The sequence below is a fragment of the Nocardiopsis sp. Huas11 genome (assembly GCF_003634495.1).
GTDB lineage: Bacteria > Actinomycetota > Actinomycetes > Streptosporangiales > Streptosporangiaceae > Nocardiopsis.
On sequence record NZ_RBKY01000001.1, the window covers coordinates 1,355,120 to 1,381,469 of the forward strand.

The window sequence follows — 26,350 nt, forward strand, 5'->3', positions numbered from 1 at the left end:
TTGAGGTCAACCCGTGCGACCCCGCCGGAGTACACGCCGAGATGAGTGATCTACATCACACGAGCTGGTGTCACAGGACGGTGGCCCCCGGCACGTCCCCGTAGGCCGTCACGACCTGCTCGCACAGTCCGCTCGCCTCCAGGGCCGCCACCACGGCCGCCTCGCGCCGGTCGATCACCGAGCGCTCCTCCGCACCCCCGCCGACCAGGAACGCGCAGGTCGGACCGGATCCGGACACCAGGGCGCCCAGGGCTCCGGCCTCCCGGCCAAGCGCGAGCGTGCGCTCCAGCTCCGGGAGCAGGGACAGCGCGGCGGCCTCCAGATCGTTGCCGAGGGACCGCCCCAGCGCCACCGGATCGGCGTCCGCCAGCGCCGTGGCCAGCGCCGCGTCGGCGCGTGGCGCGGGGGCGTCCGGCCGCAGGCGGTCGTACTCGGCGAACACCGCGGCCGTGGACAGCCCGTGCGGCGAGAGCGCGAACACCCAGTGGAAGCGGCCGGAACCGGCCATCGGTTCGAGGAGCTCGCCCCGCCCGCGGCCGACCGCGGTGGCCCCCATCAGGGCGAAGGGCACGTCGCTGCCCAGCTCGGCCGCGTAGTCGAACAGGGTCCGTCGCGGCAGGTCGCAGCCCCACAGGCGGTCGCAGGCCACCAGCGCGGCGGCCGCGTCGGCGCTGCCGCCGGCCATCCCGCCGGCCACGGGGATGTGCTTGTCCATGTGGATGGTGACCGGGTGTCCCCGACCCGTCCGCGCGGCCAGCAGGGCCACGGCGCGGGCGGCCAGGTTGGTCTCGTCCAGGGGCACGCGCGACAGGTGGGAGCCCAGCCCGCCGCCCACGGACAACTCCGTGAGGGTGGTCTCAGGACGCGAGGGCGCCGCCGTAACGGTAACCTCATCGAACAGTGAGACGGCATGGAACACGTTGACGAGGTCGTGGAACCCGTCCTCGCGTCCGGGCCCCACCGCCAGCTGGAGGTTCACCTTCGCGGGGACCCGCACGGTTACGGTGGTATTAACGGTCACGAGTCCCCAATCGTAAAGGAACCCCCACCTTGCGTGAACACACACCCCTCGCGGGTCAGCGGTGTGTTCGAGGCACCCTGGGGACCGTCACTTCTGTCATGTCAGTTACCGCCCGTCCCCTTCTCGGCCCGATCCGGCCCGCGAGTGGGAATCAGGGCACAAACACCGCTACCTTGGGGCAAGGCGGAGTTTGGACACCGTCGGGGAGGGTCGCTTGCCGTCGGATGGGCTCCCGAAGAACCTGGAACCGCTGGCCGCCGGAGATCCGGCCACCATCGGTCCCTACGTGCTGTCCGGGAAGCTGGGTAGTGGCGGCATGGGTACCGTCTACCTGGGCAGCGCCGCGGACAGGAACAGCTCGACACCGCGGGCGCGGGGTGACGCGCCCCAGGTAGCGATCAAGGTCATCCGTCCGGAGCTGGCCTTCGACGAGGCCACCCGCGCACGGTTCCACGACGAGATGGAGAACGCCCGCAAGGTCGCCTCCTTCTGCACCGCGAAGGTCCTCGACCACGGGACGTTCGAGAACCGCCCCTACATGGTGACCGAGTACATCGCGGGCACCGCTCTGGCCGAGCACATCGCCGAGAACGGGCCGCTGGACTCCTCGACCCTGCACGGGTTCGCCCTGGGCGTGGCCGCGGCCCTGGCCGCCATCCACCGCACCGGGCTGGTCCACCGCGACCTCAAGCCCGCCAACGTGCTGCTGTCGCTGTCCGGGCCCCGGGTGATCGACTTCGGCATCGCCCGCGCGATGAACACCGCCACCAACCACACCCAGACGGGCATCGTCATGGGCAGCCCCGGCTGGATGGCGCCGGAACAGCTCCTGGAGGAGCACGTCACCACCTCGGCGGACATCTTCGCCTGGGGGTGCCTGGTGGCCTTCGCCGGCAACGGCACCCATCCCTTCGGCAACGGCGACGCCATGACGCTGGGCAAGCGCGTGCTGTTCGCCGAGCCGCAGATCGGCTCGCTGGACAGCCCGCTCGACCGCCTGGTCACGCGCGCCCTGGCCAAGGAGCCGGGCCGCCGGCCCACCGCCCAGGACCTCCTGCTGGAGCTCGCGGGCGGCGAGGATCCCACCAACCCCAACGACATGGTCTCCCACGCCCTGCACCAGTCGTGGCGGCCGAACCTGCCCCCGATGCCGCCGGGCATGCCCCACCCCGGGCACGGGCAGGGCTCGCACCAGACCATGACGGGCATGCGCCATCCGGCGCCGGGCCCCTACCAGGCCGTGCCGCCCATGCCGCCGCCCGCCCACCAGACCGGCGACTTCCCCCGGCCGCAGGGACCGCCGCCCGGCCGCGCCGCCGCCGGCCACCCGGCCGGACCGCCGCCCCAGCACGCGCCCCAGGGCCAGGCCCATCCCGTGGGTCAGCCCCCGGCCCAGCACCCGGCCTCGACCGGCCCCATCCCGATGGTGCCGCCGCCCGGCGAACAGCAGGTCTCCCGGCCCCAGCCCTACGTGCCGCCCGTGCCCCCGCCGCCGCACCGGCCCGCCGCGCCCGCGCGGCGCAGGGGCCTGCTGCTCGGCTCGGTGCTCGCCGGCCTGGCCGCGCTCGTGGCCCTGGTCCTCCTGGTGACCTTCCTGTCCAGCAACGGTTCCTTCCTCCCCTGGGCGGACGACCCCTCCTCCCAGGGCCAGGAGGAGGACCCCCAGACCCAGGATCCGGACGCGGAGGCGCCCGAGGACGAGGCGGACGAGGCCGTGGAGCCCGACGGCCCGCCCAGCGACATGCCGGTCACCTCCCCCGACGGGGCCGTGCAGTACGACGTCGCCAGGGTCACGTGCGGGCTGACCAAGCACAACATCCGTTCGGACCTGCAGGCCGACGCCGAGTACTGCGTGGTCGACATGAGCCTGACCAACACCGGCGTGGACCTGGTCCGGTTCGACGCCCAGGACCAGATCCTCACGACCACGAGCCAGAGCACCCGTGAGGCGGAGAACCCCTCCAGCGACGAGCGGCGGCAGTCGCTGTGGGAGGGCCCGGGCGTGGCGCCGGGCACCACGGCCGACGGCCAGCTGGTCTTCATCCTGCGCGCCGAGGACGGCCGTCCCGAGGTCCTGTCCCTGACCCACGGGGACGGCGCCGAGCGCACCGACATCTCGATCGGGCACCTCGTGCGCTGAGCGCGCGGCGCCTCAGCCGAAGCGCGCCACGAACCGGCGCTGCCAGGGCGTCTCCACGGCGCCCGGCAGGTAGTGCGCGCGGACGTAGGCGACGGCCTCGTCCGCGGGCACACCGTCCAGGACCGCCAGACACGCCAGCACCGTGCCGGTACGGCCCTGCCCGCCCGCACAGGCCACCTCCACCCGCTCGCCGCCGGCCCGCGTCCACGCCTCGCGCAGGGCCGCGTCGGTCGCCGCCCGGTCGCTCGGCAGGCCGAAGTCCGGCCAGCGCAGCCACCGGGACTCCCACGCGACGGCGGGGGGCGTCCGTCCGAGCATGTAGAGGGCGAAGTCGGGCCGCGGCCCCTCCGGGAGGGGGCGGGCCAGCCCGCGGCCGCGGACGAGCCGGCCCGACGGCAGGCCCAGCACACCCGGCGCTCCGGGCTCCCAGGTCGATGTCATGGACCGAGCCTAGGACCCGTGCGTGGGCGCCGCCAGGGGTGTGCCGCACCGGACGCCGTCCTTCGACCCCGCGGCGCGGCTCGGCTCTCGGGAAGGCACGCGGCACGGCCCGCGACACGGCCCGCGACACGGCCCGCACAACACGGCGGGCCCGGCGCACACGGGGTGCGCCGGGCCCGCCGGCCGTCACGGGAGCGGTCGGCCGCCTACTCCCACTCGATGGTGCCCGGGGGCTTGCTGGTGACGTCGAGCGTGACGCGGTTGATCTCGCGGACCTCGTTGGTGATCCGGTTGGAGATCTTGGCGAGCACGTCGTAGGGCACGCGCGACCAGTCGGCCGTCATGGCGTCCTCGCTGCTCACCGGGCGCAGGACGACCGGGTGGCCGTAGGTGCGGCCGTCGCCCTGCACGCCCACCGAGCGCACGTCGGCGAGCAGCACCACGGGGCACTGCCAGATGTCGCGGTCCAGTCCGGCGCGGGAGAGCTCCTCGCGGGCGATCGCGTCGGCCTCGCGCAGGATCTCCAGGCGGTCGCTGGTGACCTCGCCGATGATGCGGATGCCCAGTCCCGGGCCGGGGAAGGGCTGGCGCCACACCATCTCCGGCGGCAGGCCCAGCTCCTCGCCGACCTTGCGGACCTCGTCCTTGAACAGCTCGCGCAGCGGCTCCACCAGCGTGAACTGCAGGTCCTCCGGCAGGCCGCCCACGTTGTGGTGCGACTTGATGTTCGCGGTGCCGGTGCCGCCGCCGGACTCGACGACGTCCGGGTAGAGGGTGCCCTGCACCAGGAACTCGACCTCGGCGCCGTGCTCGCCGCTCTCGACGACGACCTCCCGGGCCGCCTGCTCGAACACGCGGATGAACTCACGGCCGATGATCTTGCGCTTCTCCTCGGGGTCGGTCACCCCGGACAGGGCCGCGAGGAAGCGCTCCTCGGCGTCGACGACCTTCAGGGTCGCGCCGGTGATCGCGACGAAGTCCTTCTCGACCTGCTCGGCCTCGCCCTTGCGCAGCAGGCCGTGGTCGACGAACACGCAGGTCAGCTGGTCGCCGACGGCGCGCTGCACCAGGGCTCCGGCCACGGCGGAGTCGACGCCGCCGCTCAGCGCGCAGATGACGCGCTTGTCGCCGATCTGCTCGCGGACGCGCTCCAGCTGCTCCTCGACGATGTTGACCATCGTCCACGTGGGCCGGCAGCCCGCGCCCTCGTAGAGGAAGGTGCGCAGCACCTCCTGGCCGTGCTCGGTGTGCATCACCTCGGGGTGGAACTGCACGCCGAACAGGCGCCGCTCGGTGTCCTCGAACGCGGCGACCGGGGCGCCCGCGGTGCTGGCGACCGTGGAGAAGCCCTCGGGCGCCGCCACGACGGAGTCGCCGTGCGACATCCACACCAGCAGGTCGGAGGGCAGCCCGGAGAAGAGCACGGAGTCGGTCGTGGCGGTCAGCTCGGTGCGACCGAACTCGCTCAGGTCGGTCCGCTCCACGGTGCCGCCCAGCGCCCGGGTCATCGCCTGGAAGCCGTAGCAGATGCCGAAGGTCGGCACCCCGGTCTGGAAGAGCTCGGCGCCCACGTGGGGCGCGCCCTCGGCGTAGACCGAGGAGGGGCCGCCCGAGAGGATGATGGCCTTGGGTTTCTTGGCGAGCATCTCCTCGACGGGCATGGTCGAGGGCACGATCTCGCTGTGCACGTGGCATTCGCGGACGCGACGTGCGATCAGCTGCGCGTACTGCGCACCGAAGTCGACGACGAGAACGGTGTCGAACGTGCTCTCAGCACCAACGGACACGACGGAGGACCTTCCGCAGGAGAACAGGGATGTCCGCCCAGTCTAGGGCGTCGTCCGCGGGTGTCCGCCCTGACCGGGACGGGGTGTGCCCAGTCCCTCAGCCCCGAGCCGAGCCCGCGAGGCTCCGAGAACACCAGCGAGGGGCGCACCGGAGACTGCAGGAGAAGTCAAGCCGAAGCGAGGTACGAGCGCAGGCGCGGACACCGACGAAGACTCCGGTACTAAGCGCCCCGAGCGAAGCCGTCCGGGTTGGCCGACTGCCAGCGCCAGGCGTCGGCGCAGGCCTCGTCCACGCCGCGCACGGCCTTCCAGTCCAGGTCGCGGGCAGCGGCGGCGGGGTCGGCGTAGCACACGGCGATGTCCCCGGGGCGGCGCTCCACCACTTCGTACGGGATGGGGCGGCCGCTCGCGCGCTCGAAGGCGCGCACGCCCTCCAGCACCGAGACGCCCTTGCCCGTCCCCAGGTTGTAGGCGCGGAACCCGGTGGCGTCGGCCAGGTGGGTGACGGCCGCGAGGTGCCCGCGCGCCAGGTCCACCACGTGCAGGTAGTCGCGCACCCCGGTGCCGTCGGAGGTGTCGTAGTCGTCGCCGAACACCAGGAGCCGCTCGCGCCGGCCGGAGGCGACCTGGGCGATGTAGGGGAAGAGGTTGTTGGGGACGCCCTGGGGGTCCTCGCCGATCAGGCCGCTGGCGTGGGCGCCGATGGGGTTGAAGTACCGCAGGGCGGTGATCCGCCACCGCTCGTCGGCCGCGGCCAGGTCCCGCAGGATCTGCTCGGAGTAGAGCTTGGTGTAGCCGTAGGGGTTGGTCGAGCTGAGGGGGGCGTCCTCGGTGATGGGGACCCGCTCCGGATCTCCGTACACGGTGGCCGAGGAGCTCAGCACCAGGTCGCGCACGCCGAACTCGTCCATGACCTCGGCGAGCGAGAGCACGGCGTCCAGGTTGTTGCGGTAGTAGCGCAGCGGCTGCCGCGCGGACTCCCCCACGGCCTTGAGCCCGGCCATGTGGATGACCGCGTCGACGTCGTGCTCGGCGAACACGCGGCGCAGCGCGTCCGCGTCCGTGCAGTCGGCCGGGTGGAAGGCCGCCGTGCGCCCGGTGATGCGTTCCACACGGCGCAGGGACTCGGCGTTGCTGTTGACCAGGGTGTCCACGACCACGACGTCGTGTCCGGCCTCGAGGAGTTCCACGGCGGTGTGGGAGCCGATGTATCCGGCGCCACCGGTGAGCAGTACGTTCATGGCGACTTCCTGAAGGGTGGGGACACCCGCTCCGGCGCGGGCCACCCCAGGATAGGCGCGCTGTGTTCTCTTTGGGCCGCCGCTTCGCTTTGGCCCGTGCTCCGGGCGCCCGGAAGCCAGTGTTCTTCGGCCGAGTGCGTGCTGGCGCTCGTTCCTCGGTTCAGCTACGCCCACGGCCTGCAGAACAGCTACGCCCACGGCATGCAGAACACCGGCGCGCCCCGAGCGAACCCCCTGTGGACCCGCGAGCAGGACGGCCCGATACACGCGAGGGGCCCGCACCGGCGGTGCGGGCCCCATCGTGGGTCAGGGGTCAGGGGTCAGGGGTCAGGGGCGGTGGGGCGGGCCCTGACGGGTGTCGAACCACAGCACCTGCGGGTCGTGGTCGCTGACCTGGTCGTGGAACTCGGAGTTGAGGCGCACGACGTCGTAGTCCATCCGGTGGGCCAGGGCGCCGTTGACCAGGATGTGGTCGAGCGCCTGGGAGTTGCCGTCGAACACGTAGTTGTAGCGCTCCTCCTCCGGCAGCCCGTCCATCGGGTTGGCCAGCAGGCCGTCGGCGGTGAGGATGTCCAGGGTGGGCGAGAACGGGAAGTCGTTCAGGTCGCCCATGACGATGAGGTTCGCCTGCGGGTCGACCGCGAGCAGGTCCTCGGCGAACTGGCGGACGAGCCGTGCCTGGGCGTTGCGCCGCACCTCGCTTGTGCGGTTCGGCGGCTGCACGACACCGTGCAGCGACGGGTCGCCGCCCTTGGAGTTGAAGTGGTTGGTCACGACGTACACGTCGCGGCCCTTGGCGCGGAAGTGGCCCACCAGCGGCTTGCGGCTGTTGTCCCAGGCCTCGTCCTGGGGCTCGATCCGGCCGGGCGAGACGCTGAGCTCGGCGCCCCGGGGGCCCTCGGTGACCTCCACCGCGGTGGTGGCGTCACCGCCCTCCACGTCGACGAACCGCACGTGCTTGGGGTTGAAGAGGAAGACGTTGCGGATGTTACCGCCGGGCTGGCCGCCGTCCTGCCCGTCCTGCGGACTGATCTGCCGCCACTCGTAGGAGGGGCCGCCCTGGGCCTCGATCGCGGCCACGAGGCGGTCCATCGTGACGTCGGGGTCCACGGTGCCGTCGCTGACGGGTCCGTTGCTGTCCTGGATCTCCTCCAGGCCGATGATGTCGGGCGCTCCCAGGTAGTCGACGACGCCCTCGGCGAGGGCGTCGAACTTGGCCTGGTCGTCCTCGCCGTCGAGGTTCTCGACGTTGTAGGTGGCCACGGAGACCTCGTACCGCTCGGCGTCGCGGGCGGGGACTCGCTCCAGGCCGCCGGCGGCGAGTTCGCCCATGGTGGTGGCGCGCACGAGGTAGCCGCCGAACCGGCTGTAGTAGACCGGGCCCTCGGTGACGCCGGTCAGGGTGTCGCCGACGTCGGCCTGGGGGAAGGGGTGCTGCTCCAGGTCGAGCAGGGACTCGACCTTGACCCGCCCGGTGTTGGGCTCGTCGTAGGAGCCGTAGTGCGCGCCGCCGTTGGCCGTGCGGTTCTCGTCGGGCTTGGCGGTCACCCACAGCGCGTCGTAGGCGTCGGTCGCGCCGATCACGGGGGCGTCCTCCACGCGCACGAGCATGTGCTCGTGGGCCTCCCAGAAGTCCAGGGCGTAGGTGTCCGGCTCCAGTTCCAGACCGGTGGTGTCACCGCCGTGGTCGGGGGCGTAGGCGTCGGGGACGGTGTCCCCGTCCAGGTCGACGGACTCGGGCACGTCGTTGCCCTCGGACAGCACCGTCCAGCGGGCCTGGTCCAGCTGCGTGACGCTCTGGCTCCCGGTGGAGGGGCGGTACTCGCTCACCCGTCCGGCGGTGAGGACCTCGTCGCCGACGGACACGTCGGGGGTCGTGGAGCCGGTGAAGACGAAGAGCGCCTCGCTGGTGCGCGGGTCGCCGTCGCCCCCGGTGTCCTGGAACCAGAAGCCGCGCGCGCTGCCGAAGGCGTTCACCGCGGTGACGACGCCGGGCAGTCCGCTGACCGTCTCGCCCTCCAGGGGCGAGGTGCGGGTGGTGCCCTGGACGTCGTGGACGCGCAGGTCACCGGGTTCGACCGGGTCGTCGGGGTCGGTGCCGCCGCCGTCGCCGACGGTCTCCCCGGCCGTGTTGGTGGGGGTGGGGGCTCCGGCGGTGAAGTCGGCGCCGTTGTCGTCGGTGTCGGTGAGGTCGGCGTCGCGGGCGACCGAGGTCGTGTTGCTCGCGCCCGGGGCGGGAGCGCCCTCGAAGACGACGGCCGAGCCGTAGCCGACGAGGTCGGCGACGCCCTCCTCCTCGACGCACGCGGCGGCGGTCCGGCAGGAGACCGGCTCGGTGCCCTCCACCAGCAGGACCACGCCCGAGCCCGCGGCCATGGCGGTGCCGCCGGTGGCGTCGGGGGCGGGCAGGTCGACGGTGCCGCCGGCTCCCGGGCCCTGGCCCACCAGGTAGGAGTCGCCCGGCCCGATCTCGCCGCCCAGCGGGGTGACCTGGACCCGGGTGGAGTCGCCGGGTCGGGCGGGCAGGTACTGCACGCTCCAGCCGTCGAGGCCGACGGCGGCGTCGGTGGGGTTGCCGAGTTCGACGAAGTCGTTGCGCAGGTCGGCGCCGCTGTTGCCGCCGCCGCCGTAGACCTCGCCGATGACGGGGCCGGTGGCCTCGGCCGCGGCCGGCAGGGCCGCGCAGAGCGAGGCGGTCAGGGTGAGCGCCGTCACCGCCGTGGCGGACGCGAGCACACGTCTGGAGGGGGTTCTGCTGGGGGACACGCCTTCTCCGGTCTGGTCGGGGGTGGTGATCCAGGGTTGGGGTGCGAGGGGGTGGGGGGCGGGCACATCATGGCCCGTTCGGATGTCCGACCGAAAGAGGCGACGTGAAATGGAGACGAAGCGGGCGATAGTTGGTGGGATCCGACGAGACGTGTGCCCCTACGCCTTGGTGTGATCCTTCAAGGACTCCTTGCGGCGGGGCGCGGTGGCCACGGCCCCGGCGCAGGCCCCCGCCACGCACACCACCGCGAGCCACTGCGGGAGCGCGAGCCGTTCGCCGAGCAGCACCAGACCGGCCAGGGCCCCCACCACGGGTTCGAGGCTGACCAGGACGCCCATCGTGCGGGGCGGGAGGCGCCGCAGCGCGGCGAGGTCGAGCCGGTAGGGCAGCACGGTCGAGACCAGGGCCAGGACCAGGCCCGGGAGCAACAGCCCCGGATCCCACAGCGGCCGGCCCGCCAGGAGCGCGGCGGGCGCCCAGAGCACGGCGGCCCACAGGACCGCCCACGCCAGCGGGGAGCCGTCCGTGTCGCGCGCGCCCGCCCGGCTGCTCAGCGCCAGGTAGAGGCCCATGGACACACCGGAGGCCACCGCCAGGAGCACCCCGAGCAGGGGCAGCGGATCCGCGCCCGGCGAGTGGAAGAGCAGGACGCCGCACCCCGCGAGGAGCGCCCACGCCACGTGGCCGCGCCGACGGGCGCCGAGCAGGGACAGCACGAGGGGGCCGGAGGCGAACTGGAGGGTCGCCGCGACCCCCAGCGGGAGGTACTGCAACGCGAGGTAGATGGTGTTCATCCCGGCGATCGCGGTGCCCCAGCCCAGCACGAGGAGGACCGAGGCCCGGTCCCGGGGCGGCCGGGGCCGCACGGTCAGCAGGAACAGCGCGGCGAAGCCGAGGCGCAGGACGACCACGCCCGCGGGCCCGGTCGCGGCCATCAGGTACTTGCCCAGCGCCTGCCCGGACTGGACGGTGCACACGCTGCCGAGGGCGAACAGGACCCCGGAGCGGCGCGGACCGCTCGACGCGGGGATGTGTCGGGAAGCCGTCATACCTCCAGGCTCGGGCGACCGTCCGTTCGTGTCCATCGAATCTTTCCGTACATGTTCGTGTTGAATGGCCACATGATCGACGCGCGACTCCAGACCCTCCGGGTGCTGCACGAGCAGGGCACGGTCACCGCCACCGCGCACGTGCTGCACCTGACCCCCTCGACCGTCTCCCAGCAGCTCCAGCACCTGGCCCGGGAGGTGGGCGTTCCCCTGCTGGAGGCGGAGGGGCGCCGGGTCCGGCTCACCGCGGCCGCGCACACGCTGCTCGGGCACGCCGACACGCTCTTCGCCCAGTGGGAGCGGGCACGCGCGGACCTGGCGGCGCACGTGGACGGCACGGCGGGCCGGGTACGGATCCGCGCGGTCTCCAGCGCGGTGGCCGAACTCGTCGCCCCCGCGGTCGCACGCCTGCGTGCGGTCGACCCGGACGTGGACGTGCACGTCAGCGAGGAGGAGAGCGATGACTGCTTCCCCCTGCTGCTCAGCGGGCGCGCCGACCTCGCGGTGCTGATCCCGACCGCGGACAGCCCGCCTCCCACCGACGAACGCTTCGACCAGCGGCCGCTGCTGGACGAACCCCAGGACCTGCTCGTGCCGGAGGGCCATCCGCTGGCCGCGCGGGCCGGCGCGGACCTCGCCGAGGCCGCGCACGAGGACTGGATCGCCTCGCCCGCGCGCGCCGACCAGTACCGGCTCCTCCTCACCTCCTGCACCGCGGCCGGGTTCACGCCGCACGTCGCGCACGAGGCCAGGGAGTGGTTCGCGATCTCGGCGCTGGTCGCGCACGGCTTCGGTGTGTGCCTGATCCCGCGGCTGGCCCCGGTACCGCCCGAGCACCCGGTGCGGCGGGTGCGCCTGAGGGGGCCGTCCCGGCCCTCGCGCCGGCTGGTCACGGCCGTACGGCGCGGCAGCCGGACGCATCCGTCCCTCGCCCGGGTCCTGGACACGCTGCACACGGTGGTGCGGGAACGCGTGGACGACTAGGCCGCGTCATGCGCGGCGTCCCCGGGCCGCGGTGGCCTCCCGGGTCCGCGATGGCCAGGGCCGTCTCAGCCCCGCCGCCGGGCGTTGGCGCGGTGCACCAGGTACTCCTCGTAGTCCAGCGGGTTGCCGTCGGTGCGGGCCCTGCGGGGCACCGGCCCCCTCACCGGGCACTCCCTCGCCGGAGACGTCCACCACACGCCCTCACCCCGTGACAGGCCGGGCAGCTCGGCCCGGAAGTCGTCCACCGACCGCGCCGCGACCTCGCCCGTCAGCCTCCACCCCTCGACGGTCTCGACGGTCTCGCGCACGCGCGCTCCCAGTCCGTTCAGCCGGGCCGTCACGGGGCCCAGCACGTCCGCCGGGACCTCCAGCTCGAAGCCGTGGACCGGCTCGAACACACGCGTGCCCGCCCGGTCCAGCGCCCGCATCAGCACGAGCGGGGTCAGCTCGCGGAAGTCGGCGGGCGTGGTCGGGGGAAGGAAGCCGCTGCGGATCAGCGTCACCGCGCAGTCGGTCACCGGCCACCCGTACAGGCCCTGGCGCAGGGTTTCGCGGACGGTCTCCTCGATGGCCCGGTCGAAGGCCCCGATCAGCGCGCCGTACTCCACCACGCGGCGGAACACGACCCCCGTGCCCTCCCCGGCCGGGTCGACGCGCAGGCCGACCGTGGCCCACGCGCCGACGGGACGCCGCGGCGAGATCTCCTCGACCGCCGACCCGGTGCCCGCCGGGCGCTCGGTGTGCGTGGTCCTGCTGCGCTCGAACACGGCCCGCACGCCGAAGTCGTCGGCCAGCGTGGCGGCGATGACCTCCTTCTGGACCTCCCCGTAGAGCAGGACCGACAGGCCCTCCTCCGGGACGGTGCGCAGGCGGATCAGCGGGTCCTGGTCGGCGAGCGCCGTCAGCGCGGCGTGCAGGCGCGTCGCGTCGCCGCCGTCCCGCGGGCGCACGACCGCCTCCAGCGCGGGCCGCGCGAAGCCCGCCACCGCGGCGGGCGGGCCCATCCGGTCCCCGACCCGCAGCCCGGGCAGTCCCCGGATCCGGCCGATCTCCCCGGCGACCAGGGGCCGGGACCGCTCGTCCTCCGCCCCGACGACCTCCAGCCCGATGATCCGTCCCCGGTGCGGCCCGCCGTCGGCCGGGTCGGCGCGCTCGAACTCGACGTGCGCGCGGGGCGCCAGGCACCCGGCACGCAGCCGCAGGTACCCCGTCTTCTCCCCGGAGGGGGCGCGCTCGATCGCGAACACCGTGCCCCGGGGCTCCTGCCCGCCGCCCTCGTCGGGCGACGCCGTGGTCACCGGCAACAGGGCGGTGAGCGCCCGCGACAGCGCGCCGACCCCGTCGCCCGTGACCGCCGAGCCGCACAGGACCGGGTACACGAGTCCGCAGCCGACCTGGTGCCGCAGCGCCGCCGTGAGCGCGCCCGGCCCGGGTGGCGGGCGGTCCTCGACCAGGGCGGCCAACAGCGCGTCGTCGTGCTCGGCGAGGGCCTCGGCGACGCGGCCGGCGAACGCCGGGTCCCGCCACCGCCCCGGCTCGGTGCGCGCGTGCGGTGTGCCCGCGTCCCGCACGGTGTCCATGGCGCGGTCGGTGAGCCGCCGCCTGATCTCGGCGGTCACCCGCTCCGGCCGGGCGCCGGCGCGGTCGGTCTTGTTGACGAACAGCAGCACCGGCAGCCCGGACTCGCGCAGCACGCGCATGAGCACCCGGGTGTGGGCCTGGACCCCTTCGACGGCGGAGACCACCAGCACCGCGCCGTCGAGCACCGCCAGGGCGCGCTCCACCTCGGCGACGAAGTCGGTGTGGCCGGGGGTGTCGATGAGGTTGACCCGGGTCCGGCCGACCCGGAACCCGGCCACGGCGGTGCGGATGGTGATGCCGCGCTCGCGTTCGATGTCGCCGGTGTCGGTGGTCGTGTCACCGGCGTCGACGCTGCCCAGCCGGTGGATGGCTCCGGCCTCGAAGAGCAGGCGCTCGGTGAGGCTGGTCTTACCCGCGTCGACGTGGGCGAGCACGCCGATGTTCAGAGTGGAGGTCATGCGTGAGGGGTCCCTCGGGAATTCGTGTCCGGATGGGCTCGAAATCTCCGTGGGAACGCCGCATGCCTGTCTCCTCGCCGTGGCCGCACCCCGGCGGGTCCGCCGGGGTGTCGACACGATCGTGCTGCGCGCCGCCGCGTCCGCGCAACCGGTTTATTCGGGCGCCTTGAAGACGGCGCCCTCACCGTGCTTTCTTTGGGCCGCCGCTCGTGCCCACACCGTCGCCCGCCACCGCCCTCAACGGACGCCTTCGGCGCGGTCCTTCCTGCTTTGGCCCGACCAACCCCCTGGGGTCAAGGCGAGCGGGACCGCTCTGGCTCGTGCTCACAGCCGGGGGTCGACCGGCTCCGACTCCAGCGCCAGGGTCGTGAACACCGGCTCGTGCACGCGCCACAGCGGTTCGCGCCGGGCGTGGCGCGCCAGCGCCTCCAGCCCGAGCTTGTGCTCGCGCATCGCCAGGCCGGTCTTGCGGCCCAGGTTCCGGTCCCTGAGCACGGCCAGCCGGTCGGGGTCGGTGTAGTCGGCCCCGTAGATGATCCGCAGGTACTCCGGCCCGCGGACCTTCAGGCCGGGCTGGACCAGGCCCTTGCGGCCCGTGGCACGGGCGCCCAGGACCGGCTTGACGACGATGCCCTCACCGCCGGCGGCGACGAGGTCGCGCCACCAGTCGGCGGCGGCGTCGCAGGCCGCGGGGTCGGTGGTGTCCACCACCAGGTAGCGGGTGGGGCGGACCAGGCCGCTCGCCTCGGCCAGCTGCTCGGCCACGGCCATGTGCCACAGGTGGTCGGTTCCGGTGTACTCGTGGCCCTCGGCCGCCAGCAGCATGAACGGCGCGTACTGGAGTCCGGCCGCGCCGTCGGTGTCCCAGGAGTAGCGCCTGTACACCCGGCTGAACTCGGCCATCTGCTCCTCGCGGCGCGCCACCGTGTCCGCGAGCGCGCCCACGTCCAGGCCCCGCCCGGCGGCCGCGGCCAGTGCCTCGGCCGCGGCGGGCAGCGCGGCGCGCGCCGCGGCGCCCACGGACGCGTACTGCTCGCGGATCAGGGCCCGGGCCTTGGCCGACCACGGGAGCACCTCCCCGTCCAGGGCGATCCAGTCGGTGCCCAGCTTCTCCCACAGCCCGGCGTCGGTGACGGCCTGGCGGAGCCGGTCCACCACCTCCGCCTGCACCTCGGGGTCGGTGAAGAAGGGGCGTCCGGTGCGGGTGTAGAGCGTGCCCGTCCGCCCCGGCACGAACCGGCGCGCGGCGGCGGCCTCGTCCTTGCACAGGACCGCGACGGCGCGCGAGCCCATGTGCTTCTCCTGGCACACGACCTGGCCGATGCCGGAGCCGCGGTAGGACCCGAACGCCTCCCGGGGGTGCTCCAGCAGGCCGGGCTCGGCGGAGGTCGGGGCGGGCGCCATGGTCGGCGGCAGGTAGAGCAGCCAGCGCGGGTCGACCGCGAAACGGCTCATCACCTCCAGGGCGGCCAGGGTGCTGCCGCCGTCGGCGCGCACGGTGCCGTGCTCGGTCGCCACGGACAGACCGGGGCCGGAGTCGCTCGCGCCCACGCCCACGTCGGTGATGTCCACGGTGTCGCCAGGGCCCCGCTCCGTGCCGGAGGAGGACTCACCGCCCGGCCGCACGTCCTCCTGGAGCGGCCGGGTCGGCTCGTACCAGACCTCGTGGGCGGCCACCTCGACCAGTTCCCGTTCCGGATAGCGCAGGGCGGTGAGCTTGCCGCCGAACACGCAGCCGGTGTCGAGGCAGATGGTGTTGTTGAGCCACTCGGCCTTGACCGTGGGCACGTGGCCGTAGACGACCGCCGCCTTGCCCCGGTAGTCGCGCGCCCAGGGCAGGCGCACCGGCAGGCCGTACTCGTCGGACTCACCGGTGGTCTGGCCGTAGAGCGCGAACGAGCGCACGCGACCGGAGGCGCGCCCGTGGTACTCCTCCTTCAGGCCGGCGTGCGCGACGACCAGACGCCCCTCGTCGAGGACGTAGTGGCTGATCAGGCCGTCGCAGAAGGCCAGGACCTCGCGGCGGAACTCGTCGCTCTCGGCCGCCATCTGCTCCAGGGTCACCTCCAGGCCGTGCGTGATCCTGGCCTTGGCGCCCTTGAGCACGCGCACGAGCTTGTTCTCGTGGTTGCCCGACACGCACAGGGCGTCGCCGTCGGCGACCATGCCCATGACCAGGCGCAGCACGCCCGGGCTGTCGGGGCCGCGGTCCACGAGGTCGCCGACGAACACCGCCGTGCGCCCCTCGGGGTGGCGGGCGCCCGTCGCCCGGCCGCGCTCATCGCGGGCGAGCTCGTAGCCGAGGCCGGTGAGCAGCTCCTCCAGCTCCTCACGGCATCCGTGCACGTCGCCGACGATGTCGAAGGGCCCGGTCAGCTCGCGCTTGTCGGTCCAGCCCTTCTCCGTTTCGACGACGGCGGCGTCGATCTCCTCGGGGCCGCGCAGGACGTGCACCCGGCGGAAGCCCTCGCGGTCCAGGCGCTTGACGCTCTGCCTGAGGTCGCGCCGCTGGCGGCGGATCACGTGGTCGCCGAAATCGCGGTCGGGGCGCTCCCGGTTGCGCTGGACGGCCAGGGCCTCGGGCACGTCCAGGACGATGGCCGTGCACAGCACGTCGTTGTCCTTGGCCACCCGCACGAGCTGCGCGCGGGCCTTGCTCTGCACGTTCGTGGCGTCCACGACCGTGAGCAGGCCCCGGCGCAGGCGGATGTCCACGATGGTGTGCAGCAGCGCGAACGCGTCGGCGCTGGCCGACTGGTCGTTCTCGTCGTCGCTGACCAGGCCCCGGCAGTAGTCGGAGCCGATCACCTGCGTGGGGCGAAAGTGCCGGGCGGCGAACGTGGACTTGCCGGAGCCGGACACCCCGATCAGCACGACGAGCCCCATCTCGGGCACGCCGAGCACGCGCGGCGCGGTGGCCGCGGCCCTCTCGTCGTCGCTCATGAGGTGAAGACTCCCATCTGGGTCGGTGCGCCGGTCTCGGGGTGCTCGGCGCCCACGGGCAGGTGGCGGACTCGATAGCCGTGCGCCGCGGCCACCCGGTCGGCCCAGGCGGTGAACTCGGCGCGCGTCCACTCGAAGCGGTGGTCGCCGTGCCGGAACGCGCCCTCGGCCAGGCCCTCGTAGTGCGTGTTGTACTCGGCGTTGGGCGTGGTGACCACCACGACGCGGGGCCGGGCCGCGCCGAACACGACCTCCTCCATGGCCGGCAGCCGGGAGGGGTCCAGGTGCTCGATCACCTCCATCAGCACGGCGGCGTCGTAGCCCTCGAAGCGGCGGTCGCGGTACACGACCGATCCCACGAGCAGCTCGGGGCGCGGCCGCCCGTCCTGGCCACCCGACCGGGACGGCACGGCGTCGGCGAACAGGGGCCGGTGGCGGCCGCGCCCGTTCGGGTCGCATCCCTTGCAGAGCCTGCGGTGGGCGTGCTCCAGGCTGACGGTGCTCACGTCCACACCGGTGATCCGCTCCAGGGTGGCGTCGGCGACCAGGCGCTCCAGCAGCCGGCCCGGCCCGCAGCCCAGGTCGATGACGCTGCGCGCCTCCTCGGAGCGCAGCACGGACAGCACGGCGCCCGCGCGCTGGTCGGCGAGCGAGGCAGCGCGCTCCTCGCGCGGGGCCGCGGCGCCGTCCTCCTCGACCCTCGGGGCGTCGGCGTCCTCGTCCTCCACCAGGTCGTCGGCCTCGGCCAGCCGGGCCAGGGCCGTGCGCACGTAGCGCTCGCGCCGGCCGAGGTAGCGGCGGGTGATCCAGTCGCGCTCGGGGTGGCCGGACAGCCAGCCCGGGCCCTCGTCGGAGCCGCCCGCGCGCAGGAGCTTGTCGATCTCGGTCTCGTCCACCCAGTAGTGCTTGTGGCCGTCCATGGCGGGCAGCAGCACGTACAGGTGGCTGAGCGCCTCGGACAGCCGCACGGTGCCGGTGAGGGTGAGCGACAGGTAGTGGGAGTCGCCCCATCCCGGCAGGCCGGGGTCGAGCGGCACCGGCTCGGCCGCCACCGTCCAGCCGAGCGGTGCGAAGAGCGCGCGGGCACGCTCCGCCCCGGCCCGGCAGGGCACCGCGGGTAGTCGCAGTTCGAGCGGGAGCGGGGTGGCGGCCAGTTCCGGGCGCGCGTCGCACCGGCCGCGCAGCGCGGTGCGCAACACCTTGCCCAGCGCCACCGTGAACAGCGACGACGTGGCGTAGGGCCGGTCGTTGACGTACTGGGCGAGGGCGAAGTCGGGGGTGCTGACCGACGTGCGCGACCGGAGCAGGGCCTGCGGGTCCACCTCCAGCAGGAGCGCGGCGGTGCAGCGCTCCTCGCCGGCCTCGGGGTAGAAGAGATGGGCGGTGCCGAAGGACTGCTCGAAGCTCTGGACCCGGTCGGGATGCTTGTGCAGCAGGAAGCCGAGATCCGTGGCGGGACGCGCCGTGGTCGCGTGGGTGGTGATCGTCAGTAGCACCCGAGCATTGTGTCCCAGGCGGTCACCGGGCGACCAGTGGTTTAGAGCGCGTCCGGCGGACGGGACGGGTCCAGGCCGACATCGGCCATCGCCCGCGCGGCCTGCGCGCGGGCGTCGCCGAAGAACGACCACGGCAGGTCGCAGACGTATCCGTCGGCGGCCGCCAGGTGCCAGCGCGCCGCGTCGGTGAGCCCGGCCCGGTGGAAGGCCCAGCCGAACAGGTGGTGGGCCTGGACGTCGCGCACGTGCGGGTCGGCGGCTCCCGCCCACGCGCGGGCCAGCTCGAACAGCTCCTGCACGGGCTCGCCGTGCAGCCGCCCCAGGGCCATCCGCACGATGAAGTCGCTCTTGCCCTCCTCGCTGAGCCTGCGCTCCTCGGCGCGCAGGTGTTCGGCGTGGGCGAGGGCGAGCACGGCGGGCAGCGGACTGCCCTCGGGCGCGGAGTCGGCGGCGGCGCCCGCGGTCGCGAACATCTCCTCGGTGGATCCGCCGCGCGTGGACGCCAGGGAGCGCACGCGGGTCATGTGGGCGGCGAACAGGTGCGGTGCGCGCGCGGTCGTCTCGGCCCAGAGCCGGTCCTTGTCCGCGCGGTCGGCGCCCAGGCCCATCGCCACGGTCTGCAGCCCGGCCCAGGGGGCGGCGTCGTCGGGGTCCAGGCGCGCGGCGGCCTCGAAGGGGCCGCGGGCCTCCTCCAGGGCGGCGGCCACGCCCTTGCGGTCGGCCTCGGCGCTCCCGCCGGAGCGGCGCACGGCCCCGGCGAGCAGCGCGTACCCGAGCCAGAGCAGGACGTCGGCCCGCTCCTCACCGTCCCCCGACCCGGACCGGGCGAGCGCGGCGACCGCGCCCGGGTCGTCGGCGGCGGCACGGCCCAGGGCCTCGGCACGGTACACCCGTGCTTCGGCGTCCCCCCTGGTCTCGGCGAGCAGGGTCAGCCCCGCGCCCGGTTCGCCCTCGGCCACGGACGCGCAGCCGGCCCGCAGGACCGGGTCCGTGCCGAGGGCGGCGGAGACCAGTGCCGCCCCCGCTCCGCCGCCGTGCCGCCCCGGTGTCCTCCTGAATCCCCACATGTCAGCCGAGCGTAGCCGCCTTCGCCGGCGCGTCGGCCGGATCGTCCTTCCGGGGGCGGTCGCGCAGGTGTTGGAAGACCTGCAGACCGATCAGGACCACGCCCAGCACCGATCCGGCGCCGACGAACACGCCGGGGTCGACCGTCGCCGACAGGGCGTTGTGGAACAGCGCGCTCCACTCCGGCGCCACCATGACCAGCGCCGCGGCCAGGATGAGGCCCACGCGCTCGCCGATCAGCGTGCGCCGCAGGAAGTAGCCCTCGATCGCGATCGCCGACGCCGCCAGTGCGACGCAGCCGCTCGCGACCGCCACGACGACGTCGTCGATCGGGCCGTCCAGCGCCATCAGCGCCGTGTAGGCCATGAGGACGGGGATGAGGTACAGGCCCTTGGCGAACTTCCACGCCGACACCCCGGACCGCATCGGACTGGCCTCGGCCACCCCGGCCGCGGCGAACGCGGCGAAGGCCACCGGCGGCGTCACGTTCGAGTCCTGGCTGTACCAGTACACGATCATGTGCGCGACGATCACGGCCAGCCCCAGCTCCTCCAGCGCGGGGACGGCCAGGACCGCCAGGACCACGTAGGAGGCGGTGACCGGCAGGCCCATGCCCATGATGAGCGACGCGACGGCCACCATGAGCAGGGTCAGCAGCAGGTTGCCCGCGAACACGGTGAGCATCACGTGCGACAGGGTCAGGCCCAGGCCGGTCAGTCCGACCATGGCGACGATGATGCCCGCCACCGCGCAGGCGACCGACACCGGCAGCGTGTTGCGCGCCGCCAGGACGAACACCTCCAGGAAGTCGATGAACAGCCGCAGGAGGTCCCGGCGCGTGAGGCGCAGGCGCCCGCTGCGCACCGCGAACACCGCCTCGGTCACCATCCAGCGCAGCACCGTGACCACCAGCAGGGCGCCGCACGCGTAGAGACCGGCCTGGGTGGGCGAGACGTAGTTGAGCAGGAGCACGATGAGCAGGACCAGCGGGGCCAGGAAGTGCCAGCCCGCCCGCATCACCGTGCGCATGCGCGGCAGCGCCTCGTCCTTGTCGCGGCCGATGTCGTACTTGCGGGCCAGGATGTCCACGAACAGGAACATCACGCCGAAGTACAGCAGCGCCGGGAGGATGGCCACCTTGACGATGTCGGCGTAGGGGATGCCGATGCGCTCGGCCATGATGAACGCGCCCGCGCCCATGATGGGCGGCAGGACCTGTCCGCCGGTGGAGGCCGCGGCCTCGATCCCCGCCGCGTCGTGCCTCTTGTAGCCGACCCTTCGCATGAGCGGAATGGTGAACGGGCCGGTGGTGACGACGTTGGCGATGGCGCTGCCGGACACCGACCCCATCATGGCGCTGCCCAGGACGGCGCCCTTGGCGGGTCCGCCGACCATCCGGCCGGTGAGCACGTAGGCCAGGCTGACGAAGAAGTTGCCGCCGCCCGTCTTGGACAGCAGCGCGCCGAACAGGATGAAGACGAACACGAACGTGACGACCACGCCCAGGGTGAGGCCGTAGACGCCGTCGCCCAGGTAGCTCTGCGTGGCGATGCGCTCGATCCGGGCGCCGGAGTGCCCGAACTGGCCGGGGATCATCCACCCGGCCATCGCGTAGTACATGAACGCGCTGACGATGATGACCATGGCCAGGCCGACGGCCCGCCGGGTGGCCTCCAGCAGCACGACGATCAGGACCACGCCCAGGAGCCAGTCGGTCTCGGTGTAGGCGCCGGCCCTGGAGGCGAGCTCGGCCTGGTAGGCGATCGGGTACAGGCTCACCACGACGGCGGCGACGATCAGGACCACGTCCATGATCCCGCCGACCCAGCGCAGGGACGTGAGCAGCCCCGCGGGCGCGGTGTTGCCCCGCGCTCTGGTGAGGGCCAGGGTGAGGAGGCGGACCGTCCAGCCGCCCTTGCCCTCCATCTTGAAGGGCGGAAGGATCAGGAACGCCATGACCATGGTGAGCATCAGGTGCAGGAGCCGCTGCTGGCGCGCGTCCAGTCCCGCCCAGAGCGCGATGTAGAGCTGGAACCCGGTGAGTCCCACCGCCAGGAGCAGGATCAGGAGCCCGACGGCCGAGGCTCCGCGGCCCGGCCCCCACCGCTTCTCGGCGAGTTGCGTCCAGACGGGGCCCAGGCCCCGGGAGGCCTCGATGCCCTCGACGTCGGGGATCGCGTCGGAGGCTCCGCCTGTCGGTCTGCTCCGGGTCTCGGAGTCGGGGGTCGGCTCAACCATGGTCGTTCCTCAGTTCGTGTGGCCGGTGGCCGGTGCCGGGGAGGTCAGCACCGGGGGTTCGGGGCACCGCTGATCAGCAGGGGCAGGGTCGCCGCCCGAGCGGGGTCCAGGGTGACCCGATGGGCGGCCAGGCACGGGGAGAGCCGGACCTCGGTGCCGTCCGCCACGAGGCGGTGGTCGACGCTCGGCGACCCCACGCGCAGGGCCAGCTCCGTGCCGACGTCGCGGCCCAGGTCGTCGATGACCCACCACTCACCGTCGGCGTAGCCGGTGCCCTCCCCGGGGATCTGTCCCATGCCGGCGCCGAACTGGCGGATGCGCGTGGTCTCGGCCACCAGGCGGCCGTCGCGGAGGACGAGGTCCTCCTCGATCGGCAGGTGGTCGATGGAGTGCACGTAGGTGATGGTGAACCGCTCTCCCTCGGACAGCGGCAGGTAGCCGATGGTGGAGCCCTCGTCGCTCACCCGGAGCACGGGCCACACCGGTAGGAGCAGGGCGCCCAGGGCCGCGGCGGCGATGACGCCGCAGACCCGGGGCACCGTCAGGAGGGATCTCAGGGCTTCAGGTCCTCGGGGATCTCGATGCCCTGCTCCTCGTAGAAGCGCACCGCGCCGGGGTGGACCGGGACGGGGCTGTTCTCGATGGTCTCGGGCACCAGGTAGTCCTCGCCCGGGCCGTACACGGACACGATCTGGTCCATGTGCTCGAACATGGCCGCGGTGATGTCGTAGGCCTGGTCCTCGTTGAACTCGCCGGACACCACGAGCGCGTTCCAGACCGCGATGGTCTCGACGTCCTCGTCGACGTCGGGGTAGGTGCCGCCCGGGATGGTGTGCTCGGTGTAGCCGCCGTAGCCGTTGACGACCGCGGAGCGCTCGTCGTCGCACATCGGGATGATGTGGATGTCCTCGGTGGTGGCGAGCTCCGTGATGCCGGCGTGGCCCTCGCCGACCACCCACGAGCCGGCGTCGAGCTGGCCGTTGGACAGGGCGGCGGCCGTCTCGGCGTAGCCCAGCTGGTCCAGCTCGATCTCGGTCTGGGCGATCTCCAGGGACTGGAAGACCTGGTTGGTGGTGGCCTCGTTGCCGCTGCCGACGTCGCCGACGGAGTAGCGCGTGCCGACCACGTCGGAGAAGCACTCCAGGCCCTCGGACTCGGCGGTGGCCTGCAGGGTCACGGCGTGGAAGACGTTGGGGTAGAGCACCGCCAGAGAGTAGGTCTCCACGGGCGCGCCCTCGAAGTCGGCGGTCCCGGTGAAGGCCTGGTCGGCGGCGTCACCCTGGACGATGGCCATGTGCGCTTCACCGCCGCCGAGCAGGCGGATGTTCTCCACCGAGGCGCCGGTCGTCTCGGCCGTGCCGGCCTGGCCGTCGATGTTCTCCTCGATGATGGTGCCCAGGGCGCCGCCGATCGGGAAGTAGACGCCCGTGGATCCGCCGGTGGCGATGTTGAGCTGGTTCTGGACGGGGCCGCTGCCGAGCTCCACCTGCTCGCCCTCGGCGGGTTCCTCGGGCGGCTGCCCGCAGCCGGCCAGCATCAGGGCGCTCAGGGGAAGGGCCGCCAGGGTCAACGTCGGGCGTCGCATGATCGATGGGTCCTCTCGCAATGCCTACAGGGGGTACGGAGTGGCGCGGGCCACACCGTTCCCGAGCAACTTAGTGGTCGTCCGGTCGCGATCCGTACTCCGGCCCCGGTGAATTGAGCCTCTTCTGAGGTTGCGGGCGTATTGCTACTGTGTCGCCATGACTCGGCCGCCCCGCCACCGGCTGTGGCCGGCCACCGCCGTCGCCGCCGCCTTCCTGGTGGCCTCCGCCCTCCTCACCTGGTCGCATCCACCGGACCCGGAACCCCTCGTGCTGTCCCTGGGCACGGGCGGCGAGGGCGGCGTCTACCACGAGTACGGGTCGGGGCTGTCACGGGTCTCCGACGACGTCGACCACGTCGAGATCGTCACCCACACCACCGCCGCCAGCGTCGAGAACAACCGCCTGGTCGCCAGTGGCGCGATGGACGCGGCCTTCACCCTGGCCGACGTGGCGGCGCTCGCCGTCGCCGGCGAGCCGCCCTTCTCCGAACCCCTGCCGATCCGGGCGATCGCCCGGTTGTACGACAACCACACGCACGTCGTGGTGAGCGCCGACTCGCCCTACGAGGAGGTCGCCGACCTGGCGGGGACGACGGTGTCCCTGGGGGCCTCGGGGTCGGGCACGGAGATGATGGCCGAGCGGCTGCTCGACCTGGCCGGCCTGGAGCAGCTGCCCGGCGACGCCGATCCGGCCGCGACCGACGGCGCCGCGGTGGCGGCCGTGCGGCTCTCGATCGAGCGGTCGGCCCAGGCCCTGGAGGAGGGGAGCGTCGACGCGTTCTTCTGGTCGGGCGGCCTGCCCACCCAGGCCGTGGTCGCGCTGGCCGAGCGCCATCCCATCCGGCTGCTGGACCTGTCCGAGCACGTCCCCCGGCTGGTGGAGGCGCACGGCGGGTACTTCGCCGAACTGCCCGTGCCCGCCGGGACCTACCCGGGTGTGCCCGCCGTGCGCACGATCGGCGTGCCGAGTCTGCTCGTGGTCGACCAGCGGATGCCCGACGACGTGGCCCGGGACCTGACCGCGCTGCTCTTCGAGTCGCGCGGGGCCCTGTTCGAGGCCCATCCGGTGGCGGAGCACCTGCATCCGCGGTCGGCGATCGCGACCCTGCCGGTGCCGCTGCACACCGGCGCCGCCGACTACTACCGGTCGGTCAAGTACGCGTACGACCCGTGAGGGGCCCGGCGCCCGCCCCCGTCGCCACCGGTGTCCCCCGCGGAACCCGCCCGGACCCCCGGGCGGTCACAGCGGCAGGCGGATGCGGGCGTCGATCCCGTGCGGGCGGGCCGTGCGCAACTCCAGGGCCGCGCCCTGGAGCTCCAACAGGGTGACGACGATGGACAGCCCCAGCCCGCTGCCGCCCACGCCGTCGTGGCCGTCGCGCCAGAACGGCCGGGTCGCGCTGCCCAGCTGGTCCTCGGGCAGGCCGGGCCCGTCGTCGACCACGTGCACGTCCACGTACTCCGTGCCGTCCTCGGCCCGGACGGCCCCGTGCACGCGGACGACGATCCGCACCCCGGCCCCGCCGAACTTCAGGGCGTTGTCGATCAGCGCGTCCAGTGCCTGGTCGAGCGTCCCCTCCACGCACCGCACCCGCACGTCCTCGGCGGCCTCGCACTCCAGGACGGCCCCGGCGCGCTCGGCGATGGGCCGCCAGGACTCCACCCGGTCCTCGGCCACGCGGGCGACCTCCTCCACGACCGTCGCGTGCTCGGCGTCCTCGGTGCGGGCCAGCGTGAGCAGGCTGTCGCACACCCGGGTGAGGCGGTCCACCTCGTCCAGGGCCAGGCGGTGGTCCTGGACTCCCGCGGGCGTCAGGTGGCGGCCGAGGGAGTCCACCCGCAGCCGCAGCGCGGCCAACGGGTTGCGCACCTGGTGCCCGGCGTAGGCCACGAAGGTGCGCTGGCTCTCCAGCATCGCGGCGATCGTGTCCGCCATGCGGTTGAACGAGTCGCCCAGCCGGCGCAGCTCCACGGGCCCGGCGGCGGTGGGCACACGCGCGTCCAGGCTCCCGTCGCTGACGGCCCGGGTGGCCTCCTCCAGGTCGTCGATGGGGCGCAGGATCCAGCGGGTGAGCGGACCGGCCGCGGTGATGCCGACGACGAGCAGCGCGGTCGCGGCCGCCCACGCCACCGCCCACTGGCCGAGCGTGGCGCGGCGCAGCGCCCCGGTCGGCGAGGCCGTGACGGCCGCGCCGACGGTCTCCCCGGAGCGGCCGATGGGCTCGGCGACCACGAGCGGCCCCTCCTGCCAGGGGTAGACGACCGAGTCCGCGCCCATCCGGTTCCCGGCCAGGGCGGTGCGCACCGCCGCGGGGACCTCCCCTTCGCCGGTCCCGGACAGGTCGGCCAGGGTGACGCCCTCCCGGGACGCCGCGACGACCGTGCCGTCGCGGTCGACGACCAGGGCGGTGATGCCGTACAGGCGGTCGTAGGCGGCGAGTTCACCGGCCAGGGTGTCCTCGGAGCCGGTGAGCACGCTGGGCTCGGCCAGCCCGGCGAACCGCGCGGTGTCGTTGATGCGGTCCAGGAGCATGTCGGAGGTCCCGCGCGCGGCGATGCTGCCGCACAGCGGCACGGCGAGCCCCAGGCAGGCCGCGACCAGCAGGGCCACGTACACGGTCACCACGCGTCGGCGCATCGACTCCCCCGTCCCGCGGCGGGCGGTCAGGGCCGTCGGGCCGTGTGGGCGGGAGCGACCGGCACGGACGGCTCGTCGTCCCTCCCGGCCGCGGGCGCGGCGGTGTCCCCGCCCGCGGGGACCAGGCGGTAGCCGACGCCGCGCACGGTCTCGATGAGGCCGGGCACGTCGAGCTTGGAGCGCAGCGTGCCGATGTGCACCTCCAGGGTGCGCAGGGTGCCGGGCCAGGAGGTCTGCCAGACCCGCAGCAGGAGGTGCTCGCGGGAGACCACCGACCCCGCTTCCCTGACCAGGGCGGCCAGGAGGTCGAACTCCTTGCGGGTGAGGTCCACGGGTGCGTCGTCGCGGGTCACGGTGCGTGTGGCCAGGTCCACGCGCAGCGGTCCGACGGCCAGGGGCGGGGCTCCGGCGCGGCGCGGGGTCCGGCGCAGGACCGCCTCGATCCGGGCGCACAACTCGTCGATGGCCAGCGGCTTGACGACGTAGTCGTCGGCTCCCGAGCGCAGGCCGCGCACGCGCTCGGTCTGGCGGCCGCGCGCGGTGACCATGATGACGCCGGTGTCGCCGCCGTCGGCGCGCTCGCGCAGACGGCGGCACAGGTCGACGCCGTCCATGTCGGGCAGGCCGAGGTCGAGCAGGACGATGTCGACCGGTGCGGCGGCCAGGGCGGCCTGGCCGGTGCGCACCTGGTCGACCACGTATCCGCGGGCTTCCAGCGCACCGGCCAGGGCGTCGGCGAGACGGACGTCGTCCTCGACGAGCAGCACCTTGATCATGGGGGAAGGGATCCTTCGGGAGGTCAGGGCCTCGGGTGGAGGTTGTCGTACCCGCACCCTAGCCCGAGAGTGTGCCCTGCGACACTCCCACCCGTCACCCGCCATCGCCCGGAGGGCACTGTGTGGGGGCCGGACCGCCG

The 26,350-nt window shown here is 73.7% G+C and carries 18 protein-coding genes; 3 read left to right on the top strand and 15 right to left on the bottom strand.

All coding sequences use genetic code 11. The features are described from left to right. Positions 1-70: 70 nt before the first annotated feature. On the bottom strand, positions 71-1,021 hold the full coding sequence (locus DFP74_RS06030) for a 4-(cytidine 5'-diphospho)-2-C-methyl-D-erythritol kinase (RefSeq protein ID WP_121180794.1): 951 nt from the start codon (positions 1,019-1,021) through the stop codon (positions 71-73). Between the two features lie 214 nt (positions 1,022-1,235). On the opposite strand from DFP74_RS06030, the gene DFP74_RS06035 reads away from it, so the two are divergent. Continuing rightward, positions 1,236-3,161: a serine/threonine-protein kinase gene (locus DFP74_RS06035; RefSeq protein WP_121180795.1), complete on the top strand. Its 1,926-nt coding sequence runs from the start codon at positions 1,236-1,238 to the stop codon at positions 3,159-3,161. Positions 3,162-3,173: 12 nt separating this feature from the next. Here the strand turns inward: DFP74_RS06035 and DFP74_RS06040 are convergent, their stop codons facing one another. The 5 genes from DFP74_RS06040 to DFP74_RS06060 form a co-directional block, all read right to left on the bottom strand. Further along, positions 3,174-3,602: a protein-tyrosine phosphatase family protein gene (locus DFP74_RS06040; RefSeq protein WP_121180796.1), complete on the bottom strand. Its 429-nt coding sequence runs from the start codon at positions 3,600-3,602 to the stop codon at positions 3,174-3,176. A 206-nt stretch (positions 3,603-3,808) separates the two neighbouring features. Then, the gene (gene guaA, locus DFP74_RS06045; RefSeq protein WP_121180797.1) at positions 3,809-5,389 is read right to left on the bottom strand and encodes a glutamine-hydrolyzing GMP synthase; all 1,581 of its coding nucleotides are present in this window, start codon (positions 5,387-5,389) and stop codon (positions 3,809-3,811) included. A gap of 221 nt (positions 5,390-5,610) precedes the next feature. Further along, positions 5,611-6,630 (bottom strand): UDP-glucose 4-epimerase GalE, encoded by a 1,020-nt coding sequence (gene galE, locus DFP74_RS06050; RefSeq protein ID WP_121180798.1) that lies wholly within the window; start codon positions 6,628-6,630, stop codon positions 5,611-5,613. 327 nt (positions 6,631-6,957) lie between these two features. Next, positions 6,958-9,396, bottom strand: a complete 2,439-nt coding sequence (locus DFP74_RS06055) for an endonuclease/exonuclease/phosphatase family protein (protein ID WP_121180799.1) — start codon at positions 9,394-9,396, stop codon at positions 6,958-6,960. Positions 9,397-9,555: 159 nt separating this feature from the next. After that, the gene (locus DFP74_RS06060) at positions 9,556-10,446 is read right to left on the bottom strand and encodes a DMT family transporter (protein ID WP_121180800.1); all 891 of its coding nucleotides are present in this window, start codon (positions 10,444-10,446) and stop codon (positions 9,556-9,558) included. 72 nt (positions 10,447-10,518) lie between these two features. On the opposite strand from DFP74_RS06060, the gene DFP74_RS06065 reads away from it, so the two are divergent. After that, entirely contained in the window at positions 10,519-11,430 is a 912-nt protein-coding gene (locus DFP74_RS06065; RefSeq protein WP_121180801.1) for a LysR family transcriptional regulator, read from the top strand. 65 nt (positions 11,431-11,495) lie between these two features. Here the strand turns inward: DFP74_RS06065 and DFP74_RS06070 are convergent, their stop codons facing one another. The 7 genes from DFP74_RS06070 to DFP74_RS06100 all read right to left on the bottom strand — a co-directional run bounded on the left by DFP74_RS06070 (position 11,496) and on the right by DFP74_RS06100 (position 22,796). Beyond that, the gene (locus tag DFP74_RS06070) at positions 11,496-13,469 is read right to left on the bottom strand and encodes a translation factor GTPase family protein (RefSeq protein ID WP_121180802.1); all 1,974 of its coding nucleotides are present in this window, start codon (positions 13,467-13,469) and stop codon (positions 11,496-11,498) included. A 324-nt stretch (positions 13,470-13,793) separates the two neighbouring features. Further along, positions 13,794-16,412, bottom strand: coding sequence for a polynucleotide kinase-phosphatase (locus tag DFP74_RS06075; protein ID WP_121180803.1), 2,619 nt, complete (start codon positions 16,410-16,412; stop codon positions 13,794-13,796). Continuing rightward, positions 16,409-17,908: a 3' terminal RNA ribose 2'-O-methyltransferase Hen1 gene (locus tag DFP74_RS06080; protein WP_121180804.1), complete on the bottom strand. Its 1,500-nt coding sequence runs from the start codon at positions 17,906-17,908 to the stop codon at positions 16,409-16,411. Before DFP74_RS06080 ends, DFP74_RS06075 begins: the two co-directional genes overlap by 4 nt. A gap of 41 nt (positions 17,909-17,949) precedes the next feature. Beyond that, positions 17,950-18,975 (bottom strand): hypothetical protein, encoded by a 1,026-nt coding sequence (locus tag DFP74_RS06085; protein WP_121180805.1) that lies wholly within the window; start codon positions 18,973-18,975, stop codon positions 17,950-17,952. A 1-nt stretch (position 18,976) separates the two neighbouring features. Next, complete coding sequence (locus DFP74_RS06090; RefSeq protein WP_121180806.1) at positions 18,977-21,211, bottom strand: TRAP transporter fused permease subunit; 2,235 nt, start codon at positions 21,209-21,211, stop codon at positions 18,977-18,979. 44 nt (positions 21,212-21,255) lie between these two features. Beyond that, on the bottom strand, positions 21,256-21,750 hold the full coding sequence (locus DFP74_RS06095) for a DUF1850 domain-containing protein (RefSeq protein ID WP_233570824.1): 495 nt from the start codon (positions 21,748-21,750) through the stop codon (positions 21,256-21,258). Between the two features lie 14 nt (positions 21,751-21,764). Beyond that, positions 21,765-22,796, bottom strand: coding sequence for a TAXI family TRAP transporter solute-binding subunit (locus DFP74_RS06100; RefSeq protein ID WP_121180807.1), 1,032 nt, complete (start codon positions 22,794-22,796; stop codon positions 21,765-21,767). Between the two features lie 157 nt (positions 22,797-22,953). Between DFP74_RS06100 and DFP74_RS06105 the strand changes: the two genes are divergently transcribed. Next, positions 22,954-23,970 carry a TAXI family TRAP transporter solute-binding subunit gene (locus DFP74_RS06105; protein ID WP_121180808.1) on the top strand — a complete coding sequence of 339 codons (1,017 nt, stop codon included), beginning with the start codon at positions 22,954-22,956 and terminating at the stop codon, positions 23,968-23,970. A 66-nt stretch (positions 23,971-24,036) separates the two neighbouring features. Here DFP74_RS06105 and DFP74_RS06110 read toward each other — a convergent pair whose 3' ends face one another. Together DFP74_RS06110 and DFP74_RS06115 are read right to left on the bottom strand one after the other, a co-directional pair. After that, entirely contained in the window at positions 24,037-25,434 is a 1,398-nt protein-coding gene (locus tag DFP74_RS06110; protein WP_121180809.1) for a HAMP domain-containing sensor histidine kinase, read from the bottom strand. Positions 25,435-25,460: 26 nt separating this feature from the next. Continuing rightward, positions 25,461-26,210 carry a response regulator transcription factor gene (locus DFP74_RS06115; RefSeq protein ID WP_121180810.1) on the bottom strand — a complete coding sequence of 250 codons (750 nt, stop codon included), beginning with the start codon at positions 26,208-26,210 and terminating at the stop codon, positions 25,461-25,463. Positions 26,211-26,350: the final 140 nt, after the last annotated feature.

Coding starts and splice junctions, on each gene's coding strand:
- galE (WP_121180798.1), bottom strand. CDS start 6,630: ATGAACGTACTGCTCACCGGTGGCGCCGGATACATCGGCTCCCACACC.
- DFP74_RS06065 (WP_121180801.1), top strand. CDS start 10,519: ATGATCGACGCGCGACTCCAGACCCTCCGGGTGCTGCACGAGCAGGGC.
- DFP74_RS06105 (WP_121180808.1), top strand. CDS start 22,954: ATGACTCGGCCGCCCCGCCACCGGCTGTGGCCGGCCACCGCCGTCGCC.
- DFP74_RS06070 (WP_121180802.1), bottom strand. CDS start 13,469: ATGACCTCCACTCTGAACATCGGCGTGCTCGCCCACGTCGACGCGGGT.
- DFP74_RS06085 (WP_121180805.1), bottom strand. CDS start 18,975: ATGTGGGGATTCAGGAGGACACCGGGGCGGCACGGCGGCGGAGCGGGG.
- DFP74_RS06090 (WP_121180806.1), bottom strand. CDS start 21,211: ATGGTTGAGCCGACCCCCGACTCCGAGACCCGGAGCAGACCGACAGGC.
- DFP74_RS06110 (WP_121180809.1), bottom strand. CDS start 25,434: ATGCGCCGACGCGTGGTGACCGTGTACGTGGCCCTGCTGGTCGCGGCC.
- DFP74_RS06075 (WP_121180803.1), bottom strand. CDS start 16,412: ATGAGCGACGACGAGAGGGCCGCGGCCACCGCGCCGCGCGTGCTCGGC.
- DFP74_RS06040 (WP_121180796.1), bottom strand. CDS start 3,602: ATGACATCGACCTGGGAGCCCGGAGCGCCGGGTGTGCTGGGCCTGCCG.
- DFP74_RS06100 (WP_121180807.1), bottom strand. CDS start 22,796: ATGCGACGCCCGACGTTGACCCTGGCGGCCCTTCCCCTGAGCGCCCTG.
- DFP74_RS06060 (WP_121180800.1), bottom strand. CDS start 10,446: ATGACGGCTTCCCGACACATCCCCGCGTCGAGCGGTCCGCGCCGCTCC.
- DFP74_RS06115 (WP_121180810.1), bottom strand. CDS start 26,210: ATGATCAAGGTGCTGCTCGTCGAGGACGACGTCCGTCTCGCCGACGCC.